Origin of the sequence: Galbibacter sp. BG1, from assembly GCF_013391805.1 — a bacterium.
In the GTDB taxonomy this organism is placed as follows: domain Bacteria; phylum Bacteroidota; class Bacteroidia; order Flavobacteriales; family Flavobacteriaceae; genus Galbibacter.
This window is the reverse complement of sequence record NZ_CP058364.1, coordinates 3,103,421-3,122,655: the sequence shown is the minus strand read 5'-3', so window position 1 is coordinate 3,122,655 and position 19,235 is coordinate 3,103,421. Positions and strand designations below refer to the sequence as shown.

General features: G+C 35.6%; 17 protein-coding genes. 5 read left to right on the top strand and 12 right to left on the bottom strand.

Annotated elements, in window-relative coordinates:
• Positions 1–41 precede the first annotated feature (41 nt).
• Positions 42–365: a YbaB/EbfC family nucleoid-associated protein gene (locus HX109_RS13505; RefSeq protein ID WP_178952868.1), complete on the top strand. Its 324-nt coding sequence runs from the start codon at positions 42–44 to the stop codon at positions 363–365.
• Between the two features lie 506 nt (positions 366–871).
• Here HX109_RS13505 and HX109_RS13500 read toward each other — a convergent pair.
• The 9 genes from HX109_RS13500 to HX109_RS13460 all read right to left on the bottom strand — a co-directional run bounded on the left by HX109_RS13500 (position 872) and on the right by HX109_RS13460 (position 9,010).
• Positions 872–1,627, bottom strand: a complete 756-nt coding sequence (locus HX109_RS13500; protein ID WP_178952866.1) for a LytR/AlgR family response regulator transcription factor — start codon at positions 1,625–1,627, stop codon at positions 872–874.
• Between the two features lie 29 nt (positions 1,628–1,656).
• Positions 1,657–2,565: a 1,4-dihydroxy-2-naphthoate octaprenyltransferase gene (gene menA, locus HX109_RS13495; RefSeq protein WP_178952864.1), complete on the bottom strand. Its 909-nt coding sequence runs from the start codon at positions 2,563–2,565 to the stop codon at positions 1,657–1,659.
• 8 nt (positions 2,566–2,573) lie between these two features.
• A complete protein-coding gene (locus HX109_RS13490; protein ID WP_178952863.1) occupies positions 2,574–3,182 on the bottom strand; it encodes an SPOR domain-containing protein in 609 nt (202 codons plus the stop codon).
• A gap of 94 nt (positions 3,183–3,276) precedes the next feature.
• Complete coding sequence (locus HX109_RS13485; RefSeq protein ID WP_178952861.1) at positions 3,277–4,119, bottom strand: 1,4-dihydroxy-2-naphthoyl-CoA synthase; 843 nt, start codon at positions 4,117–4,119, stop codon at positions 3,277–3,279.
• A 132-nt stretch (positions 4,120–4,251) separates the two neighbouring features.
• Positions 4,252–5,082 (bottom strand): S1 RNA-binding domain-containing protein, encoded by an 831-nt coding sequence (locus tag HX109_RS13480; RefSeq protein ID WP_178952859.1) that lies wholly within the window; start codon positions 5,080–5,082, stop codon positions 4,252–4,254.
• A 199-nt stretch (positions 5,083–5,281) separates the two neighbouring features.
• A complete protein-coding gene (locus HX109_RS13475; protein WP_178952858.1) occupies positions 5,282–5,623 on the bottom strand; it encodes a DUF2853 family protein in 342 nt (113 codons plus the stop codon).
• Positions 5,624–5,659: 36 nt separating this feature from the next.
• Complete coding sequence (menD, locus tag HX109_RS13470; protein WP_178952856.1) at positions 5,660–7,432, bottom strand: 2-succinyl-5-enolpyruvyl-6-hydroxy-3-cyclohexene-1-carboxylate synthase; 1,773 nt, start codon at positions 7,430–7,432, stop codon at positions 5,660–5,662.
• Positions 7,433–7,507: 75 nt separating this feature from the next.
• Positions 7,508–8,581 carry an isochorismate synthase gene (locus HX109_RS13465; protein ID WP_178952854.1) on the bottom strand — a complete coding sequence of 358 codons (1,074 nt, stop codon included), beginning with the start codon at positions 8,579–8,581 and terminating at the stop codon, positions 7,508–7,510.
• Between the two features lie 3 nt (positions 8,582–8,584).
• Positions 8,585–9,010: a PaaI family thioesterase gene (locus tag HX109_RS13460; protein WP_178952852.1), complete on the bottom strand. Its 426-nt coding sequence runs from the start codon at positions 9,008–9,010 to the stop codon at positions 8,585–8,587.
• A 37-nt stretch (positions 9,011–9,047) separates the two neighbouring features.
• On the opposite strand from HX109_RS13460, the gene HX109_RS13455 reads away from it, so the two are divergent.
• Both HX109_RS13455 and recQ read left to right on the top strand, forming a co-directional pair.
• On the top strand, positions 9,048–9,608 hold the full coding sequence (locus HX109_RS13455; protein WP_178952850.1) for a GNAT family N-acetyltransferase: 561 nt from the start codon (positions 9,048–9,050) through the stop codon (positions 9,606–9,608).
• Positions 9,609–9,682: 74 nt separating this feature from the next.
• On the top strand, positions 9,683–11,791 hold the full coding sequence (recQ, locus tag HX109_RS13450; protein ID WP_178952848.1) for a DNA helicase RecQ: 2,109 nt from the start codon (positions 9,683–9,685) through the stop codon (positions 11,789–11,791).
• A gap of 530 nt (positions 11,792–12,321) precedes the next feature.
• Here recQ and dnaK read toward each other — a convergent pair.
• The gene (gene dnaK / locus HX109_RS13445) at positions 12,322–14,238 is read right to left on the bottom strand and encodes a molecular chaperone DnaK (RefSeq protein ID WP_178952847.1); all 1,917 of its coding nucleotides are present in this window, start codon (positions 14,236–14,238) and stop codon (positions 12,322–12,324) included.
• Positions 14,239–14,448: 210 nt separating this feature from the next.
• On the opposite strand from dnaK, the gene HX109_RS13440 reads away from it, so the two are divergent.
• Positions 14,449–14,970, top strand: a complete 522-nt coding sequence (locus tag HX109_RS13440) for a hypothetical protein (protein ID WP_178952837.1) — start codon at positions 14,449–14,451, stop codon at positions 14,968–14,970.
• Between the two features lie 113 nt (positions 14,971–15,083).
• Complete coding sequence (locus tag HX109_RS13435) at positions 15,084–15,584, top strand: gluconokinase (protein ID WP_178952835.1); 501 nt, start codon at positions 15,084–15,086, stop codon at positions 15,582–15,584.
• A 78-nt stretch (positions 15,585–15,662) separates the two neighbouring features.
• Here the strand turns inward: HX109_RS13435 and HX109_RS13430 are convergent, their stop codons facing one another.
• Complete coding sequence (locus HX109_RS13430; protein WP_178952833.1) at positions 15,663–17,546, bottom strand: right-handed parallel beta-helix repeat-containing protein; 1,884 nt, start codon at positions 17,544–17,546, stop codon at positions 15,663–15,665.
• A gap of 303 nt (positions 17,547–17,849) precedes the next feature.
• Positions 17,850–19,184 carry a phenylacetate--CoA ligase family protein gene (locus HX109_RS13425; RefSeq protein WP_178952831.1) on the bottom strand — a complete coding sequence of 445 codons (1,335 nt, stop codon included), beginning with the start codon at positions 19,182–19,184 and terminating at the stop codon, positions 17,850–17,852.
• Positions 19,185–19,235: the final 51 nt, after the last annotated feature.

The following is a 19,235-nucleotide window of genomic DNA, read 5'->3' as shown; positions in this document are numbered from 1 at the left end:
CTTCTAAATTTACTAATTTTGTGGGTATAAAAAACAAAATTATGTTTGGAGATCTAATGGGTATGATGGGTAAATTAAAAGAAACCCAACAAAAAATAGAAGAAACCAAGAAAAGGCTGGATACAGTTACTGTTTCTGAAGAAAGCAGCGATAAGCTTTTAAAGATTACCGTTACCGCGAACAGGGAAATTAAGGCGATTGAAGTAGCTGATGAATTGCTACAGGATAAAGAACAGCTAGAGGATTATTTGGTGCTACACCTAAATAAGGCAATTGAAAAAGCAACAAAGATAAATGAAGCAGAATTGGGAGCTGTTGCAAAAGAAGGAATGCCAAATATTCCAGGAATGGATATGTTTACTTAATTGAAGGTTCTCTAAAAGAATTAGAGACTGCTTATAAACAAAAAAAGAGTTAAAGGGGGCACCTAAAACTCTTTTTTTTGCATCATGAAACAAGTTGTTATGCTATTAATCAACTTTACTAATTATCAACATTCAAACTTAATCCATTTGAATTCAACAGAATAATTTTTGTTGTGAATACACAGCCTTTTGTTGTAAAACTTTAAAAAACATTAAGTCTTTCGTTTTATATCGCTTCCGAAGTAATACGTTGAGCATAAAATTAAAGAAAAAGAGTTCTAGACGAATCTAGAACTCTTTTAAAAAATACCATTGTTAAGTTGGTAGATAGTAGTAGGTATGCGTAGGTTTGGGGTTTGTAATTAGTTAGGTTTGATAATTGGGGCTGTATCAATCAAAACTAACAACACACCAAATATATGGTGTGTTGCGTTTATAAGAAAATATATGTTGTCTATAGGGTAATATGTGTTGCTAAACCCTAAAATGATGTAGTCAACTTTACTTTAAGAGTTCATATTAGACAGGATAAACTCCCTAAATTCCTTAGAAATAGGTATGTTTCTGCCATTTATCATGATATCTTTAGTATTAATAGCCTCTATTTGATCTATATTAACGATGTAAGATTTATGAGCCCTGTAAAATTGATTGGAAGGTAATTTTTCTAAATAATCTTTTAAAGCAGACCTTACTAAAAACTGTTTATCTGCTGTGTATACTTCTAAATAAACATTATCTGCCTTTACATACTGAATTTCATCAAAAGGGATCCTGTAATAATGCTGATTCTTTTTTACAAAGATTGAATTCCTAAGCACCGAGTTCGACACAAGTTTATTGTCTTCTTCCTCTACTACCGCTTTACTGGCTGGCATAGGATCGCTATTAAAATTAGAAAGTGCAATCTCTATGGACGTAAACAAATCCTGTTGCTCAAAAGGCTTAACAAGGTAGCCATTAGGGGTTACGCTTTTAGCGTTTTCCACCGTTGCTTTGTCTGAATTTGAGGTTACAAAAATAAAAGGGATGTTGTAATTCTCCCGAATGTGCTTCCCCAGGTCTATTCCTGTCTTATTGGAGGCTAAGACGATATCCACAAGGGCTAAATCCACTTCGTTTTCTTTGAGGGCTTCTACCGCACTTTCGTAATCTACTACGTTTGCGACAATTTCATAACCTATGTCTTCTAACATAGATTGTATATCGTCGGCAATAATTACGTTATCTTCTACGATAAGAATTTTGATAAGTTGGTCCAAAATATTTGCTGTTAAAATCGGATTTAAAGCTACAAAAAAATATTATAACTTGCCAAGAACAGCAAAGCAAATAGAAAAGTACTTAAAGCAAGCCTTTTTAGCTCTGGATCCAGTAGTTTCGGGTCTTTATTAGTTAGCACTCTATTCAAATGAAGGATTATAGGGATGTAGGAAAGTAAAAAAAATAGATTAACCGCATGATTAAAAGTTAAAAGTAAGTATGTAATACTCGAAATCATTGCGATTACTAGAATTGTTATGTGGTATTTCTTTGCCTTTTCAAGTCCTATCTTTACCACTAAGGTATTTTTACTTGCCCTACGGTCGCTCTCAAAATCCCTCATATTATTAAGGTTTAGTACGCCCACACTTAAAAGTCCTACCGTTACGGCGGGGAATAGCACATAAAAATTTATTTGAATGGTGTATAAAAAATAAGATCCCAATACACTTACCAATCCAAAAAAGATAAACACAAACAAATCCCCTAGTCCCCTGTAACCGTAAGCGGTATTTCCAACAGTATATTTTATGGCTGCCAAAACAGCTGCCACCCCCAATAAAAAAAAGAAAAGGGACAAACCTAAATTGGTATCTTTAAAAGATATATAGATCAATACGCTGGCAGAAATTAAGGTTACAAGCGTGGTGATTACCATGGCTATAAGCATTTCTTTATCAGAAATTATCCCACTTTGGAGTGCTCTTACCGGCCCTACCCTTTCTTCGTTATCGGTACCTTTTACGCCATCCCCATAATCGTTGGCGAAATTAGACAACACTTGTAATCCAACCGTGGTAAGCAAGGCAAATACTAGAATATATCCATTAAAAAAGCCTTCTGAAAAGGCTATAGCAGACCCAACAATTATTCCGGATATTGATAAGGGTAAGGTTCTTAGTCGGGCGGCAGAGAGCAGCGTTTTTGCTTTTGTCATTTACTAATTTAAAAGGCTTCTTCTATTTTCAATCGTTTTCCGTTTTTGTAAGAGGCTACAAAAGCATCTTCAAAACCAAGCGCAATCAACTCTTTTCTAAAGGTCTTGGCATCTTCCAAAGAAATAAAATTCCCTAAAGAATATTTGTTGTAGGCTTTATCTTTATACTGATTTATGTTTCTTAACTCTTCAGAATACAGCGAAAGGTCTTTGTTTTCCAAAGCGGCCACTTGGACAGCGTATATTACTTCGGAATCTAAATTTCTATGATCTACCGTATTTAATTCTGTATTCGGGTTTTTAATTTGCGACTGTAACTGGGATATTTCTTTTTGGTACTCCTTTAAATCGCTTTTTTCAATGATGACTTTGTTTTTAGTCTGAAGGTATTTATCGTTTATAAAAACCGAGGGTTTCGCAAAATACAATACAATACCCAATAAAAAAACAGCCAAAAGCGATAGCGCACACCATTTAAATATATTTTTTGTACGATAAATAGCCGCCTTTTCCGCACGCTGTTTACGCAATTCGTTTAAAAGACGCTCTTCTGTAACTTCTTTAGATTCTATTGTTTTATGTAAGTTAACTAAGTGATTTTCGTCTATATATGGCATATAATCGAATTATTTAATTAAACATTCATTTTTTAATTGAAGATCATGCATCTTCAAAACCAATGGATCTATTTTAAAGCAAGCTACCTTATCACTAAGGAATCCACTTTATATCTCTAAAATTCGGCTTTCTTTTTTCTAAAAACGCATTTCTTCCTTCCTTGGCTTCATCGGTCATGTAAGCCAATCTGGTAGCTTCCCCAGCAAATACCTGTTGTCCTACCATACCATCGTCTGTTAAATTCATAGCAAACTTCAGCATTTTTATGGAGGTTGGGGATTTGTCCAGTATTTCTTGTGCCCATTGGTAGGCTGTTTCCTCTAATTCATCATGAGGTACTACGGCATTTACCATACCCATTTCAAAAGCTTCTTGAGCAGAATAATTTCTTCCCAAAAAAAATATTTCCCGAGCTTTCTTTTGCCCCACCATTTTCGCCAAATAGGCAGATCCGTATCCACCATCGAAACTGGTAACATCGGCATCGGTTTGTTTAAAAATAGCATGTTCTTTGCTGGCCAGGGTCATATCGCAAACTACATGTAAACTGTGTCCACCACCAACGGCCCACCCAGGAACCACGGCAATAACTACTTTTGGCATAAAGCGTATAAGCCTTTGCACTTCCAATATATTCAATCGGTGCATTCCATCTTCACCAACATACCCTTGGTGACCACGAGCTTTTTGGTCTCCTCCACTACAAAAAGAGTAAACACCGTCTTTGGTAGACGGACCTTCCGCAGAAAGTAAAACAACACCAATACTGGTATCTTCTTGAGCATCGTAAAAAGCTTGGTAGAGTTCGCTCGTTGTTTTTGGCCTAAAAGCGTTTCTTACGTTTGGTCTATTAAAAGCTATTCTGGCTACGCCATTAGACTTTTTATAGGTTATATCTTCAAAATCTTTAACAGTTTCCCACTGTGGCTTGCTCATAGTAATTTCCTATTTTTTTCAAAAGTAAAAGATATCTGCCTTAATCGTAAATAAATCCCTTATTTTTTAAGCTTTTAAAGCCTTTTACTGTATAATTTAAAAATCTCAAGTGGAATTCCAAATGAATTCCCTCTAAATTAAGCTTATCCCGTTCTCTTCAATAACAATTTGTTTGTCTTTGTACAGAGAACCTATTGCTTTTTTAAAAGTTTTTTTGCTCATCCCGAGAATTGCTTTTACATCTTCTGGGTCACTTTTATCGTGTAAACCTAAAAATCCGTTGTTTCTTTTTAAGGTATCCAACACTTTTTGGGCGGAAGGTTCGATATTTTTAAATCCAATAGGCTGAAGACTAACATCGATTTTATGGTCGTCGCGAATTTTTTTAATATACCCCGTTAAATTCTGACCAAGTTTGAGGTCGTTAAAAATCTCATCGTGATAAACAAGCCCTTTATGCTGTTCATTTATAATGACCTCTACCCCAAGTTCTGTAAATCTAGAAACAATAAGGGCGACTTCTTCATTTGAATCCACCGTTAAATTCTCATTATCTATAAACTGATTGGTTTTACTCGAACCCACCATTCTATTGGTTTCTTCATCTAAAAACGCATAGATGAGATAACGTTTTCCCATTTCCATCTCCCGGGCTTGTTCTTTATACGGAACAAATAAGTGTTTTTCCAATCCCCAGTCTAAAAATGCCCCGATTTTATTTACCTCCACCGCTTTTAACAGCGCAAATTTATTTCGAGTAACTTTTGGGATTAAAGTAGTAGCTACTGGCCTTTCTTCATGATCCAAATAACAGAAAACTGCCAATGTATCCCCTATTTCATATTCTTGGGGCACATATTTATTGGGCAACAAAATATCATTTCCATCTTCGTCTCCTAAAAAAAGACCCACCGAAGTCTCCCTCAATATTTCAAGTGTGTTGTATTCTCCTATTTGTATCATTCGAAACTAATTACATAAAACTTTTGCAAAGGACGTTATTTAATCTGAACTTTTTAAATATAACCTTCATTTTAAACCATAAAAAAAGGCATTTTAAAAATGCCCTCTAAAATATATTCAAGAATCAATTCTTTGAACAGGATCTTATTTACTGAATTCAACCATCAACTTATCATTAGCCGACAGGAACTTTAAGACCTTATGAATAAACCGATTCTTTCTTGAAGTGTTTCGTTAATAAATAATATACTACTGCACGATATTTATTTCTATTGGATTTCCCATATTTCTCTATGACAGAATCAATTGCGCCATCCAAATTATCAGATTCTGATAGTCCCAGTTTACCCATTAAAAAATTCTTCTTAATAGTTGCCAATTCACTGGCATCCGTTCCAGAAACTGTTGAAGCATCTGCATTATAAACCGCTGGCCCCAGACCTACCACTACTTTGGTGAGTAAATCTGTATCTGCGGTAACGCCGCATTTATCCTTCATGTCTGCTGCGTACTTCGCAATTAATTCGTCTCTTTTGCTCATAATTATAAATTTTAAGTTGTGATTGACTTAAATTTATTAATTTTTACTTAAAAAAGTAAAATATTTCAACAAAACTTCGTCATTAATTTTTCGAGGTGTAAAAATTTCCATCAGGGCCGGTCTTCCTTTATCTTCATAAAACTTTGGGATTTCATCAAACAACTCTTCTTCTGTGGTAATTGACTGATAGTCTATATTATAAGTATCACAAATCCCTTTTGCATTTAAGTTGTGGGTTGTTTCAAAATAATCATCAAAATTTTTCGAATCTTTTTCCCCAGGAAGAATTCTAAAAATCCCTCCGCCGCCATTGTTTATTAAAATGATTCTGAAATTGGTTTTTAGGTAATTGTTCCAAAGAGCATTAGAATCGTAAAAAAAACTTAAATCGCCGGTAATGAATAAAACAGCTTCTTCTGAAACCACCGCTGCACCTACCGCTGTACTCGTGCTTCCATCGATACCGCTTGTTCCTCGGTTACAAAAAACCTTTAAGGTGTTGTTCAACTGAAATAATTGCGCATACCTAATGGTAGAGCTGTTGCTAAGCTGAAGTTGATAATTGTCGGGGATTGTTTTTAAAATACGTTCGTACGCCTTAAAATCAGAAAATGGAATTTGGGTAACGTATTGTTTATGGGCCTTGCTCCTGCTCGCTTTTACAGATAACCAATAAGGTAGATAGTCGCTAAGCTTTGGTTGTATTCCTTGAAGGAATTCATTAAAAAACTTATTTGGCGACGTTTTAAAATGTTTGCTTAAGCAATAATATGTATTGTAAGCCTTTTTGGTATCGATATGCCAGTGATTTTCTGGTTGATTCTTCCTTAAAAAGGCTTTTATTTTTTTGGAAATAATCATCCCCCCAAAGGTTAAGAGAACCTCCGGTTTCAATTTATTAAAGTAGGCTTCCGGATTTTCCAATTTTTCCAAAGGAGCAATTATTTTGTCAATATTCGGGAAGAAATTCGAGTGATTTATATTAGAGGTCGTTTCGGTAAAAACTATTACAGAATCATCTTTGGCAAGTGCTTCCAAATATGCCATATCTATACTATCGGGAGCATTAACCCCTACTAAAACCAATTTACGAGCTGCTTTATTCCATATATCCATAAAAGGTTGTAGCGCTTCTTTCGAATAGGTTTCTTCCATCGTCTCTGGAACAATATTTTGTGGTGTAACAAATTGTTCTTCTACTTTGTTGTAAAGGGGTTCTTCAAAAGGAATGTTTATGTGGACTGGTCCGCATTCCTCAAAAGCCGTATTCAAAGCCTTGTTTAGCTCCCGTTCATTGTTTTGTTGAATTTCATTTTGTAGATGAATCGGACTTAGATCCTTTGTTAATTTTGAAGCATTCTTACCATCCCCAGACAATTTTAATTCCGTTCCCCTAATATCTTGCTTTAAAAGGGCTGTGTAAAGAATATGGCGTGCATACACATTGTCCTGTCTAATGGTTTGTCCGTCCCCAATATCAATCCTGTAAGAAGGCCTGTCTGCGGAAAGTACTACAAGTGGAATATCGCTATAAAAAGCTTCTGCAATAGCGGGGTAATAATTTAAGAGCGCAGAACCCGAAGTGCAGACAACAGCTGTAGGTTTACCCAACTGTTGTGCAATTCCCATAGCAAAAAATGCCGCACAACGCTCGTCTACGATGCTGTATGTTTTAAAATAAGAATCTTCTGTAAAACTTATGGTAAGTGGCGCATTTCTGCTTCCCGGAGAAATTATAATATGTTTAATTCCTTTTTCTTTACACAAAGCAGTTACTGTTTGTGCCAAGGGTATATTGGAATACTTCATCAAAATAACAAATAGTGTGATTTCTAACTATACAAAAATACTCAAATTAGTCCGCTTTATAATATTTTAGTACGTTTATTTGAGAAGCACATCCAGCATGGTTTGGGTTTTATTAACCGTTTCCTCCCACTCAGAAGCCGCATTAGAATCTTTAGTAATACCGCCTCCCACATAAATTTGTAGCTTTTGGGAATTGCTGTATTGCATGCAACGTAAATTAACATAAAGTTCGGTCTTGGAGTTACCATCGTTGCTCATGTTCAATTCCCCTAAAAATCCTGTATAAAACTCCCTGTTGTAGCCTTCGTGCTTTAGTATATATTGCTTCGCATCCTTCTTCGGAAGACCGCACACAGCCGGTGTTGGATGTAGACTGGTAATTACTTTCTCGATGGAAGCATTGGCGAGTTCCCCTGAAATATCCGTGCGCAAATGAAGCAAATTCCCAGCTTGAACTGTTTTAACTTCAGAAACTGAAACATTTTGAATAAAAGGTTTTATGCTTTCTAGAATAGAATCGGTTACCAATTGTTGTTCTTGCTTTTCCTTTTCGCCCCATTCAACATTTATGGTATCTACATAAGGCTGTGTTCCTGCCAATGCCATGGTTTTAAATTGCCCATTTTCAACGGAAAGCAAAGTTTCTGGGGTCGCGCCAAGCCATACCCCCACTTTTGGGTGATACCACAAATAGCAAAACGCCTTGCCATATGTATGGACTAATTTTTTAAAAACTGAAATAACTTCCAAATTCGGAATTGCTATTTCCTTTTTTCGAGAAACCACAACTTTTTCCAGGGTACTGTTTTGAATGGCATCAATTGTTTTAGAAACAATTTCAAGATGTCTTTTTTTGGCAGTGTCTTCTTTCTGTAAAGCTAAATCGTAGGTTATTTCACTATTCACTGAGGCTTCCGTAGAAATTATTTCGGCAGACTCTAAAGGAATTAGGATTCCTTTGTTATTTTCTTCAAAAGGCGTAAAGACAAAACCACGTTCCGTATAATTTTCAGTAAAGAACAATTCATCGTTCGATTGCAATAAACCGTTGATTATACTACCATTAGGATTTCTGTAAATTACAAAAGGTAAATTACTTTTATGCTGAGTTTCAACTTTTTTAAAAAAAGCGTTATGTGTTAAGCTCATCCTTTACTTATTTTTTGGAAGCGCAATAGTTGTAAGTTTACAAAGGGAAATTAAATTTTTATCTTCATCGGTAATTTTAATTTCCCACAATTGCGTGGTGCGCCCCTTGTGGATAAAAGTCGCTTTGGCAAAAACCCACCCTTCTTTAATACTTTTTAGGTGATTGGCAGAGATTTCAATACCACGGATAAAAAATTCGTTAGTATTTAAGAAAAGATAAGAAGCTGCACTGCCTACACTTTCTGCAAGCGCCACCATGGCGCCACCGTGTAAAACACCATCGGGTTGATGCACTTTTGGGGTTACAGGCATTTTAGCCACCAAATAATCATCTCCCATCTCTATATACTCAATATTCAGCGTTTCCATTAACGTGTTTTTACAACGTTCGCGGATAATTGATAATATTTTTTCTTTATCAGGATTCATATCTCTACTTTTGAATTGTAAAAATACAACAACCGCAATGAATATCCCGACCTTGGAAAACGAAATTGTAAAACTGGAACCTCTGTCGCTCCAAAATTATAAGAATCTGTATGCAATTTCTTCAGAAAAAGATTTGGTTCAATATTCCCCTTCCAATATTTCCACACTAAACGCATTGACAGATTATGTAAAAAAAGCACTCCATCTTGCCCAACAGCAACAAGCCATCCCTTTTATAGTTTACGACAAACGTACAAATAGATATGCCGGTACAACCAGATATATGAATATTGATTGGAACAACAAGGTATTACATATTGGTGCAACGTGGATTGGGCGTGATTTTCAAGGAAGCGGACTTAATACCTCGATGAAATATATGATGTTGGATTATGCTTTTTATAAAATGAATTTTGAAAAAGTAGAATTCAGGATTGATGAAAGAAACTTGCAATCAAGGCGGGCGGTAGAAAAATTAGGAGCTAAATTGGAAGGTCTTTTGAGGCGTAATGTGTATTTATTAAACGGATTTAAAAGAAATACCTGTTGCTATGGTATTTTAAAGGAAGAATGGAGCGACTTTAGAAATAAGTCTTAGACTTCATTTAACCGCCATTAATAAAATTAAAAAATGGTTTTAGTTGCAGATTGTTTGCTGTTACTTTGCAAACCATGATACAAGAAGCTGTTATTTACAATACCCTTAAAGAATATTTTGGATACGAATCCTTTCGTCCACTCCAAAAAGAAATTATAGATACCCTAATTGCGGGAGAAGATTGCTTGGTAATTATGCCTACCGGTGGCGGAAAATCTATTTGTTACCAACTTCCGGCTATGTTATTAAACGGACTTACCATTGTTATTTCACCACTTATTGCTTTAATGAAAGATCAAGTAGACGGTCTTCAAGTAAATGGGATTCCCGCCAGTTTTTTAAATAGCAGTCAGTCTTCATCGGAGCAGGACGCTATTTTTAAATCCATTGAAACTAAAGAAACAAAACTTTTATACGTAGCCCCAGAGAGCCTTTCTTATTTGGAAAATATATTTAGTACCGTGGAAGTAAGCTTAATTGCGGTAGATGAAGCACATTGTATCTCCTCTTGGGGACACGATTTTAGACCTGCTTACACCCAACTTGGATTTTTAAAAAATAGGTTTCCAAACACACCGCTTATCGCACTCACAGCCACCGCAGATAAGGCTACACGGGAAGATATTGCTCAACAACTCAACATTCCCAATGCGAGAAAATACGTAGCTTCGTTCGATAGAAAAAATTTAAGTTTAGAAGTACGACCTGGCACCGATAGACTGCCGCAAATTATTCAGTTTTTAAATAAACGACCCAATGAAAGTGGTATCATTTATTGTTTAAGCAGAAAAGCTACTGAAAATATTGCCGAGAAACTTAGAAAATCAGGATTTAACGCCCAGGCCTATCATGCCGGGTTGGGACATGAAGACCGATCTAAAACCCAAGAAGACTTTATAAACGATAAGACCGAAATTGTGTGTGCCACCATCGCTTTTGGAATGGGAATCGATAAATCCAATGTTCGCTGGGTTATACATTACAACATGCCAAAGAATTTAGAGGGCTATTACCAAGAAATTGGCCGTGCAGGAAGGGATGGCCTCCCCTCTTCCACCCTGCTATTCCATAGTTATGCCGATGTTGTGCAACTCCAACAATTTGCGGAAAAATCTGGAAATTCAGAGGTGCAAATGGCAAAATTGGAACGAATGAAGCAGTATGCAGAAGCACTTTCTTGCCGTAGAAAAATTTTATTGAGCTATTTCGGGGAATTTTTAGAAGAAGATTGTGGAAACTGCGATGTCTGTAAAAACCCTCCACAGTTTTTCGATGGAACCATAATAGCTCAAAAAGCATTGTCTTGTGTAACCCGTCTAAGGGAACAGGAAAATATTGGAATGGTTATCGATGTGTTAAGAGGATCCCATAATCAACAAGTAATAGAAAAAGGATTCCAACATGTAAAAACCTACGGCATTGCTAATGATATTTCGTGGCGTGATTGGCAGCATTATATAATTCAAATGGTGAATTTGGGATATTTGGAAATTGCATTTCATTTAAAAAACACTTTAAAACTTACGCCACAGGCAAATGAGGTGCTTTTTAACAATCAAAAAGTTGCTTTAACCAAGCCTCAGGAGAAAATTGTTACAGAGACTACGACCACAAAACAAACGAAAACAAAAGACTCCTTATTTGAGAGGTTACGCCAATTACGCCTCTCCATAGCGAAAGAAGAGGACATACCGGCTTATTTAATCTTTAATGATGCCACCCTTAAAGAAATTGAAGCCGAAAGACCAGTAACCGATGAAGATTTTATGCACATTAATGGCGTTGGACGTAGAAAGATGGAAAACTACGGATATCAATTTATAAAAGAGATCATTGCTTTTAACAAAGAAAAAGAAAAGAAAAAAGCCAGAAAAAAAGGATCTACTTACCTAGAAACATTTAAATTATACCAAGACGGATTGAGTATTGAAGAGATGGCTAAAAAACGAAAATTAAGCAGTACCACGATATACTCGCATCTGGTTAAACTTTATGAAGAAGGTAAAGAAATTGATTTAATGCAATTTATAAGTAAAAATGATCTGGAAAGTGTAAAAGAAGCTCAAATTAAATTAGAGCATCCAGATCATCTAAAAACCTACTACGAATATTTTGAAGAAGCCATAGATTACTGGACGATAAAGATATGTCTTACTGTAATCGAAAATCCTAAAAGCAGTTAAATAAATAGGATAATTGTTAAATTTAACACAATTTCAAATCTTTGAAGCAACCTTTCCCCGTATGTATCATCATATAATAGCAATGATAAATTAAATAAAAATGGAAACAGGAATGCTATTGGTAGAAATTGGAAAGTTTGCCGCAATTTTAGGAATAATTGTTTGGCTTGTAAAAGAAATCGGTTTTTACCTCATGAAGAAAAATTCATCTCGTTGATTATCAAGGGGAATCTAAAAATTAATTTTGGTACGATATATCCATTCTACGATATTTTATAAAATATACTTTGAATTAACTACTTTATTGATATTTTTGCAACCTTAACCTAAAAATAATTTTATGGAAAATGTTTTGATTATGGTGGGACTGTATGCCTCTATAGCCGCTATAGTAGTATGGATTATTGCTCAAATTGGCAAAACGGCACTTAAGAAAAGCTAAGTAACAAAAACAAAATATGACACATAGAAAAGCCCGAAAGTAAAATACTTTCGGGCTTTCTAATTTATGTTTATTTAAATTCGGTGAATTACTTCACTTCTTCAAAATCTACATCTTGTACATCATCTCCTTCTTTGGCATCACCTTGAGCACTTTCACCCCCTTGGGCGTCTGCTCCTGGAGCTCCGTTTTGTTGAGCTTCTGCCTGTGCTTTGTACATCTCTTCAGAAGCTACTTTCCAAGCTTCATTGATTTTATCTAAAGCAGGTTGAATAGTTTCTACTTCTTTAGACTCGTATGCTTTTTTCAATTCTTCCAAAGCATCTTCAATTGGCTTTTTCTTATCATCAGAAAGTTTATCACCAAATTCCTTTAACTGCTTTTCAGTTTGGAAAATCATGGCATCAGCTTCGTTAAGCTTATCTACTTTTTCTTTGGCTTTTTTATCAGCATCAGCATTTGCCTCTGCTTCTTTCTTCATTTTCTCGATTTCTTCTTCTGTTAATCCTGAAGAAGCTTCGATACGAATGTTCTGTTCTTTGTTTGTTCCTTTATCTTTTGCCGATACATTAATAATACCGTTGGCATCAATATCGAAGGTAACTTCAATTTGTGGAACTCCTCTTTGCGCTGGTGGAATTCCGTCTAAATGGAAACGACCGATAGTTTTGTTATCTGCTGCCATTGGTCTTTCCCCTTGAAGTACGTGAATTTCTACAGAAGGCTGATTATCTGCCGCTGTTGAGAAAACCTGCGACTTCTTAGAAGGAATGGTGGTATTTGCCTCAATTAATTTAGTCATAACCCCACCCATGGTTTCAATACCTAAAGAAAGTGGTGTAACGTCTAGTAATAATACATCTTTTACATCTCCAGTCAATACCCCACCTTGGATAGCGGCACCAACGGCCACAACTTCATCTGGGTTTACTCCTTTAGAAGGTTTCTTTCCGAAGAATTTCTCCACAGCTTCTTGAACGGCAGGAATTCTAGTAGAACCACCTACTAAAATAACTTCGTCGATATCACTTTTGGATAGTCCGGCACTTTTCAATGCTTTTTCACAAGGCTTAATAGTTCTTTCTACTAAATCTGCGATTAATTGCTCGAATTTAGACTTACTCAAAGTTTTAACCAAGTGTTTTGGTCCGCTAGCAGTAGCGGTTACATATGGCAAGTTAATTTCGGTTTGATTTGCAGATGACAACTCAATTTTAGCTTTTTCGGCAGCCTCTTTTAGACGCTGCAAAGCAATTGAATCTTTTCTTAAATCAATATCTTCTTCAGCTTTAAATTCCTCAGCTAGCCAGTTGATGATTTTTTCATCTACATCGTCACCACCTAAATGTGTATCACCGTCTGTTGCCAATACCTCAAAAACACCGTCTCCCAGTTCCAATATCGATACATCATGCGTACCTCCACCAAAATCGAATACTACGATCTTTTGGTCTTCTCCTTTTTTATCTAAACCATAGGCCAATGCCGCAGCTGTAGGCTCGTTGATTATTCTTTCTACCTTTAGCCCAGCAATTTCTCCAGCTTCTTTGGTTGCTTGACGCTGAGAATCGTTAAAATAAGCCGGTACAGTAATAACCGCCTGAGTTACATCTTGCCCCAAATAATCTTCAGCGGTTTTCTTCATTTTTTGAAGTATCATCGCCGATAATTCCTGTGGAGTGTACAAACGACCGTCTACATCTACCCTTGGTGTATCGTTGTCTCCTTTTACTACTTTATAAGGTACTCTTTCTGCTTCTTTAGTTGATTCAGAAAATTTATTCCCCATAAAACGCTTTATAGAATAAATAGTTTTATTTGGGTTGGTTACTGCTTGACGCTTTGCAGGATCCCCTACTTTAATTTCCCCGCCTTCAACAAAAGCAATGACAGAAGGAGTGGTTCTTTTTCCTTCAGCATTAGGTATTACAACAGGCTCGTTACCTTCCATTACAGAAACGCAGGAGTTTGTTGTACCTAAATCGATTCCAATAATTTTACTCATGTTTATATTTTTATAGTGTTTAAAAAATCTATTTTAAATTCGGTTTGTAAAAGTCAATCTCTGTGCCATGCCAATAAAAATGACAAACTGTCATAAATCGTTCAAAAACATGATATCTTAACATATTATTATTACTCCTTAGTAGCTCATTAACATCTTAGCTTTCTGATATAGCGTATATTAACATATATAATCAAAAACAAAATAGACATGAAAAATCTGATTTTAATAACAGCAATAGCTTTGGGTACTACCATCGGGTTTGCTCAAAATAAGGAAGTACTCGAAGAAACAGTTACCACAACAACAAAAGTGAAAACGAGTAAAGGGGAGCAAGAGCTTAAGGAAAAAGTTACGGTAACCAAAGAACAGGAAGTTAATTTAAGCGAACAGGATAAAAATGCCCTGAACCAAGACAGAGCCTCTTCTCCAACAAAAGTGACTAAACAAGAAACTATAATGGAAGGTGATACAGAAGTTGTTATAGATAGAAAGACAACTTTTATGTGCGAAGATAATAGATGTGAATTCATTCCATTTGATAAAGGTTTTACCATAAATTCTGAAAATCAAAATTTAAATGCCACCAGTTACCAATCTGAAAACAACAAATATATGGTTGAAACCAAAGACGGTAAAGGTGTTGGTTATTTTGATGCCAATGAGAATTTTATTGTGGTAATAACCAACGACGATGGTTCTGCGACCAAAAGAGTATATAAGCAAGAATAAAATTTAAGTAGACAGTCTTAGAGAAAGCGGCTATTAAATGCCGCTTTTTTTGTTTGTTGTAATGTGATTGTAAAATTGAAAAATAAACTTAACTTTAGGTCAAAGCGTCTCGTATGTTAAAAAAGTCCAAGGCCATAATTATTATGGGAGTTTCCGGGTCTGGTAAAACAACTATCGGTAAACTTCTTTCTGAAAGAACCAATATTCAGTTTAGGGATGGAGATAATTTTCATCCACCGGAAAACATACAAAAAATGGCAGCCGGTGAGCCTTTAGATGACAATGATAGATTGGGATGGCTGAAAACAATTAACTCGTATTGCAAGCAGCAAGTAGAAGAAGGAAAAAGTTGTATTATCGCTTGTTCTGCCTTAAAAAGTTCTTATCGTAAAATTCTTAGAAAGGACATTGAAAAAAATATAGAGTTCGTATATCTCATGGGTGATTTTCAACTCATAGAAACACGTTTATCTGGAAGGGAATCCCATTTTATGCCTATCTCCTTATTAAAATCGCAATTTGACACCCTTCAGCCGCCTAGTCATGCCATTGTGGTAGATATTGCAGATACTCCGAAAGAAATTGTGGATGAGATATTGGTGCAGCTTTTATAACTATATTAAAGAGTCTTTTTCTAAATAGCCGATATTTGACTAAATAGAAAAAGACATTGTTTATAATTTAAGAATCTACTAACGGGTTTCGTTGTTTTGTAGAACAATATTTTCTGAATTCACTTGTTCGATCCTTGTATTTAAACTACTGTTTTTAATGGTAATATTTTTACATTCATACAAGTACAATTCGCGACTTGATGCAAAATAGCAATCATCAAAAACGATACGGTCTGTGGCGTTATTCAACTCATCATTAAGATTGGTTAAATACAACGGACGGTGGGTTACTTCTATTTGTTCCCCTTTTACCATTACATTTTTGGCAACTACATTGCCCCTGGAGAAGTACGCGTAACTAACATCCCGGTCACTCTTAAATGTATTGTTTGATATTTCGGCATCTTCAATATCTGAAATATAGATAGCTTCTTTAAAATCATTAAAATTGTTATCTGCTACTTTTACATTGCTTGTCCCAATTCTCATAGAAGTATCGTAACCAGAAATTGTATTCCCACTCGCCTCTATATTATATGTCAACTCTTCCCCGGCAACAGTATAATTATCAAAACCAATAGCTACATTTGTTTTTATATCTGCTTTTGCCGTAAGGTTATTGTTTAAAATTTTTACATCATGACCGGCGTTTACACCTACCCTGTTGTCCATTTCATTATTCTCTATCGTAACAAAATCAGCGGTAAATACGAGTACGTCGGCAACATAGTTTCCTTTAAAAGTATTGTTTCTTATGGTAACTTCGGCCACTCTTTCATAAGCATAAAGGCTACCATCTTCTTTACGCTCCCTGTAGGCTTCTAAGTCGATACCTATTTCTGGAGCGGTCCCTTCGTATCTTTCCCCACTATCGTGCTCTCCGCCTGCATTGGAGATTGTACACCCTTCAATAACAATCCCTTCACCATCGGTAATGGAAAAATTATTTCGTCTACATTTATCGATAAAACTGTTTTTTATAACCACGTTTTCAGATTGCATAGCACCTTCTTTAAGGGAACCATCCCTATTACGAATAGAAGAACCTTGCACCGCAATACCATCTCCTTGATCTTCGTAAGCATTTACGTTGTCTACCGTAACATTGTGCGAACCTAAAATCATAACCAGAGCTCCATACCCGTGTTCGTTTCTGGAAACCCCCTCTTCGTCTACCACATTGGCGTAATCGTGAGTATACCTATCTCCAACAAGGTTACCTCCTTCTATAATGACGTCTTTAGCTTTAAACGTCATTAACAATCGTGTAAATGGATTGTTGGTAGGTTGTACCCTCAAAAAGGTGTTATCGCTCATTAAAAAATGAGTGTTAGACGGAATCTTGATCCCGTTATGCTCGTAACTAATAGGTGGGTGTTTGGTATAACGTTTACCGAAAAAATAAGCATCTAACTGATCTATTTCAAAAACTTCGGCACCGAGGTTATGGGTAACTTCTAAAGAAAGGTTTAAATTTTCTTTGTTAATAAAGGCGTTTTCATCAGAGGTTTCCCCTTGTACCATATCCCAACGGGAAGGTTCAAAAATAAAATGTGGATGTTCTATGGCCACTCCCCCTTCTACTTGAAGGTTAATGTTTAGTAATTGCCCATCTATTACCCCTTCATTTGAAAAGTTTAATTTTCCATTAACTATTTTCCCCCCATTGAAATTCAATTTTACTCCTTCAGGAAAATTTATGGTTTTGCCTTGCAAGTCGTAATCGCAGGCAATATTTAAAGAAGCTTTGACTTCAGTAGTCGTAAAATCGTAATCGCAAGGAATGTCTACCGCGTCCGTTATTACATTGTAAGGATCGTCTGGATCTGGTTCTTCTGGGTCTATAGTTTCCGTGGTTCCGTCGTCACCGCTCAACAAAGCATCTAATGCTTTATCATCATCGCAGGAAACAAAAATCATCATTAAAACAAATAACAGCATCAACCAATTTTGCTTTTTCATCAATAAGTCTTTTAAGTTTAAAATATAGATTTTGGGCATCTAAAGAAAAACCAGTTCAACTACATAATTAATCGATAAAATACCCATAATGTATACGCTTCCTTAAGCTAGTTTAGACTTTTAAAGTGAAACTTTAACATTTTGGCGACATCTAAATTTATAATCAACTGTTTTTCAGTGTATTAAAATAGTGGTTTTTTTTCAATATATACCAAAAAAATTCACACAATCAATTTCACAAAATATTGAATGTGAGTAGTTTCGGTATTCTTCTGAAAGGTAAAAATTACAAATGAGACTGAGTTACTCGGAGGGCGAAGATTGTTTTGCCTTTTGAGGTATCATTTTATTGATAACCAATTTCCTTTTTCCGGAAAGAAGTAGCGGAATATCTTTTACGTAAGTTATGTTCATTTTGGCAGTTTTACCAAGGTGGGTTTTAAACTCTTCGATAATTTTTTCTTCATAATCAAAATCATCATAAACATTTAATTTAAGCGTATAGGTGGTAGCACCTTCCTGAATGAATTGAAACTGTTTAATTTTCGGGTATTTTAATAAATGATAGGTAATATAAGATGTTATAAGTTCCCCATCGGTATTATAGATCATATCCATTTTCCTGCCCTCAATACGTTTTAAATAGGGTGCACCATTAAATGTATCATCTGTTTCCATATAACCAATATCGCCGGTATCGTACCTAATTAATGGCATACTGGAATTAAAGAAATCTGTAATTACAATTCTACCAGGCTCCCCATTTTCTGCAGGGTCATTGGAATTTTCCTTCAGCACTTCTACCAAATAACTGGCCCAGTTGATATGAAAAACGGCACTTCCAGGAAACTGCTGTGCAATAATTCCATTTTCTACGTTGGAATAACGGGAAAGTCCCTCCACCCCAAAATAATATTTAAGTTTTTGTTTGATAGTCGGACTTAAATATTCCGACATGGCGATAATGGATTTCATGTTAACCTCAAGAGGCTGGAAATTTTTTCGATCTAAATAATTGCAAATGGTGGTAAGTGCCGATGCATAACTCAATATGGCTTTGGGACTTTTATCTGACTGTATCTTCCTAAGCAATCCTTCAATATCCTTATCCCTTAAATTAGAAACGGGATGCATAAGTATATTTTCAGCAAAAGTTGCCAAGTTACTTTTCCTGTTATATTGATCCCAATGCCGAATATAGATCAATTTTTGTCCAACTTTAAATCCAGCTTTTTTTGCAAAATACAAGGTATCGGCGGTATTCCTTATAGTTTTGTCCACATCGTGATAAATACGAAAAGGAGTTCCCGTAGAACCGCTGGTATAGCGGGAATAAAGTTTATCGTCGAGATGAAGGTTGGATTTAAATGCTTCAAAATTATCCCGGATCATATTTTTATTTACCACAGGAAAGTCAGACAGTTTGTCCAGCGTTTGCAGGTTCTGGTAATAAGGAACTGTTGTACGCGCATGGTTTAAAATGGTATCTAAGCGCTCCTTTCTTTTAATTACAGATTTTGGATCGCTAAAATTCTCAAGAATGAAGCGTACATCCCTGTAATTTTTTTTAATTTTTGCTCCCTTTAAAAAGTCTAAAGCCCAAAAAGACCGTTCGCGTAAGGTATTAGATAATCCCATTTTAAAAATCCATAAAATAAATAGTTTAGCAGCTTCTCTTTACGTTTGCAT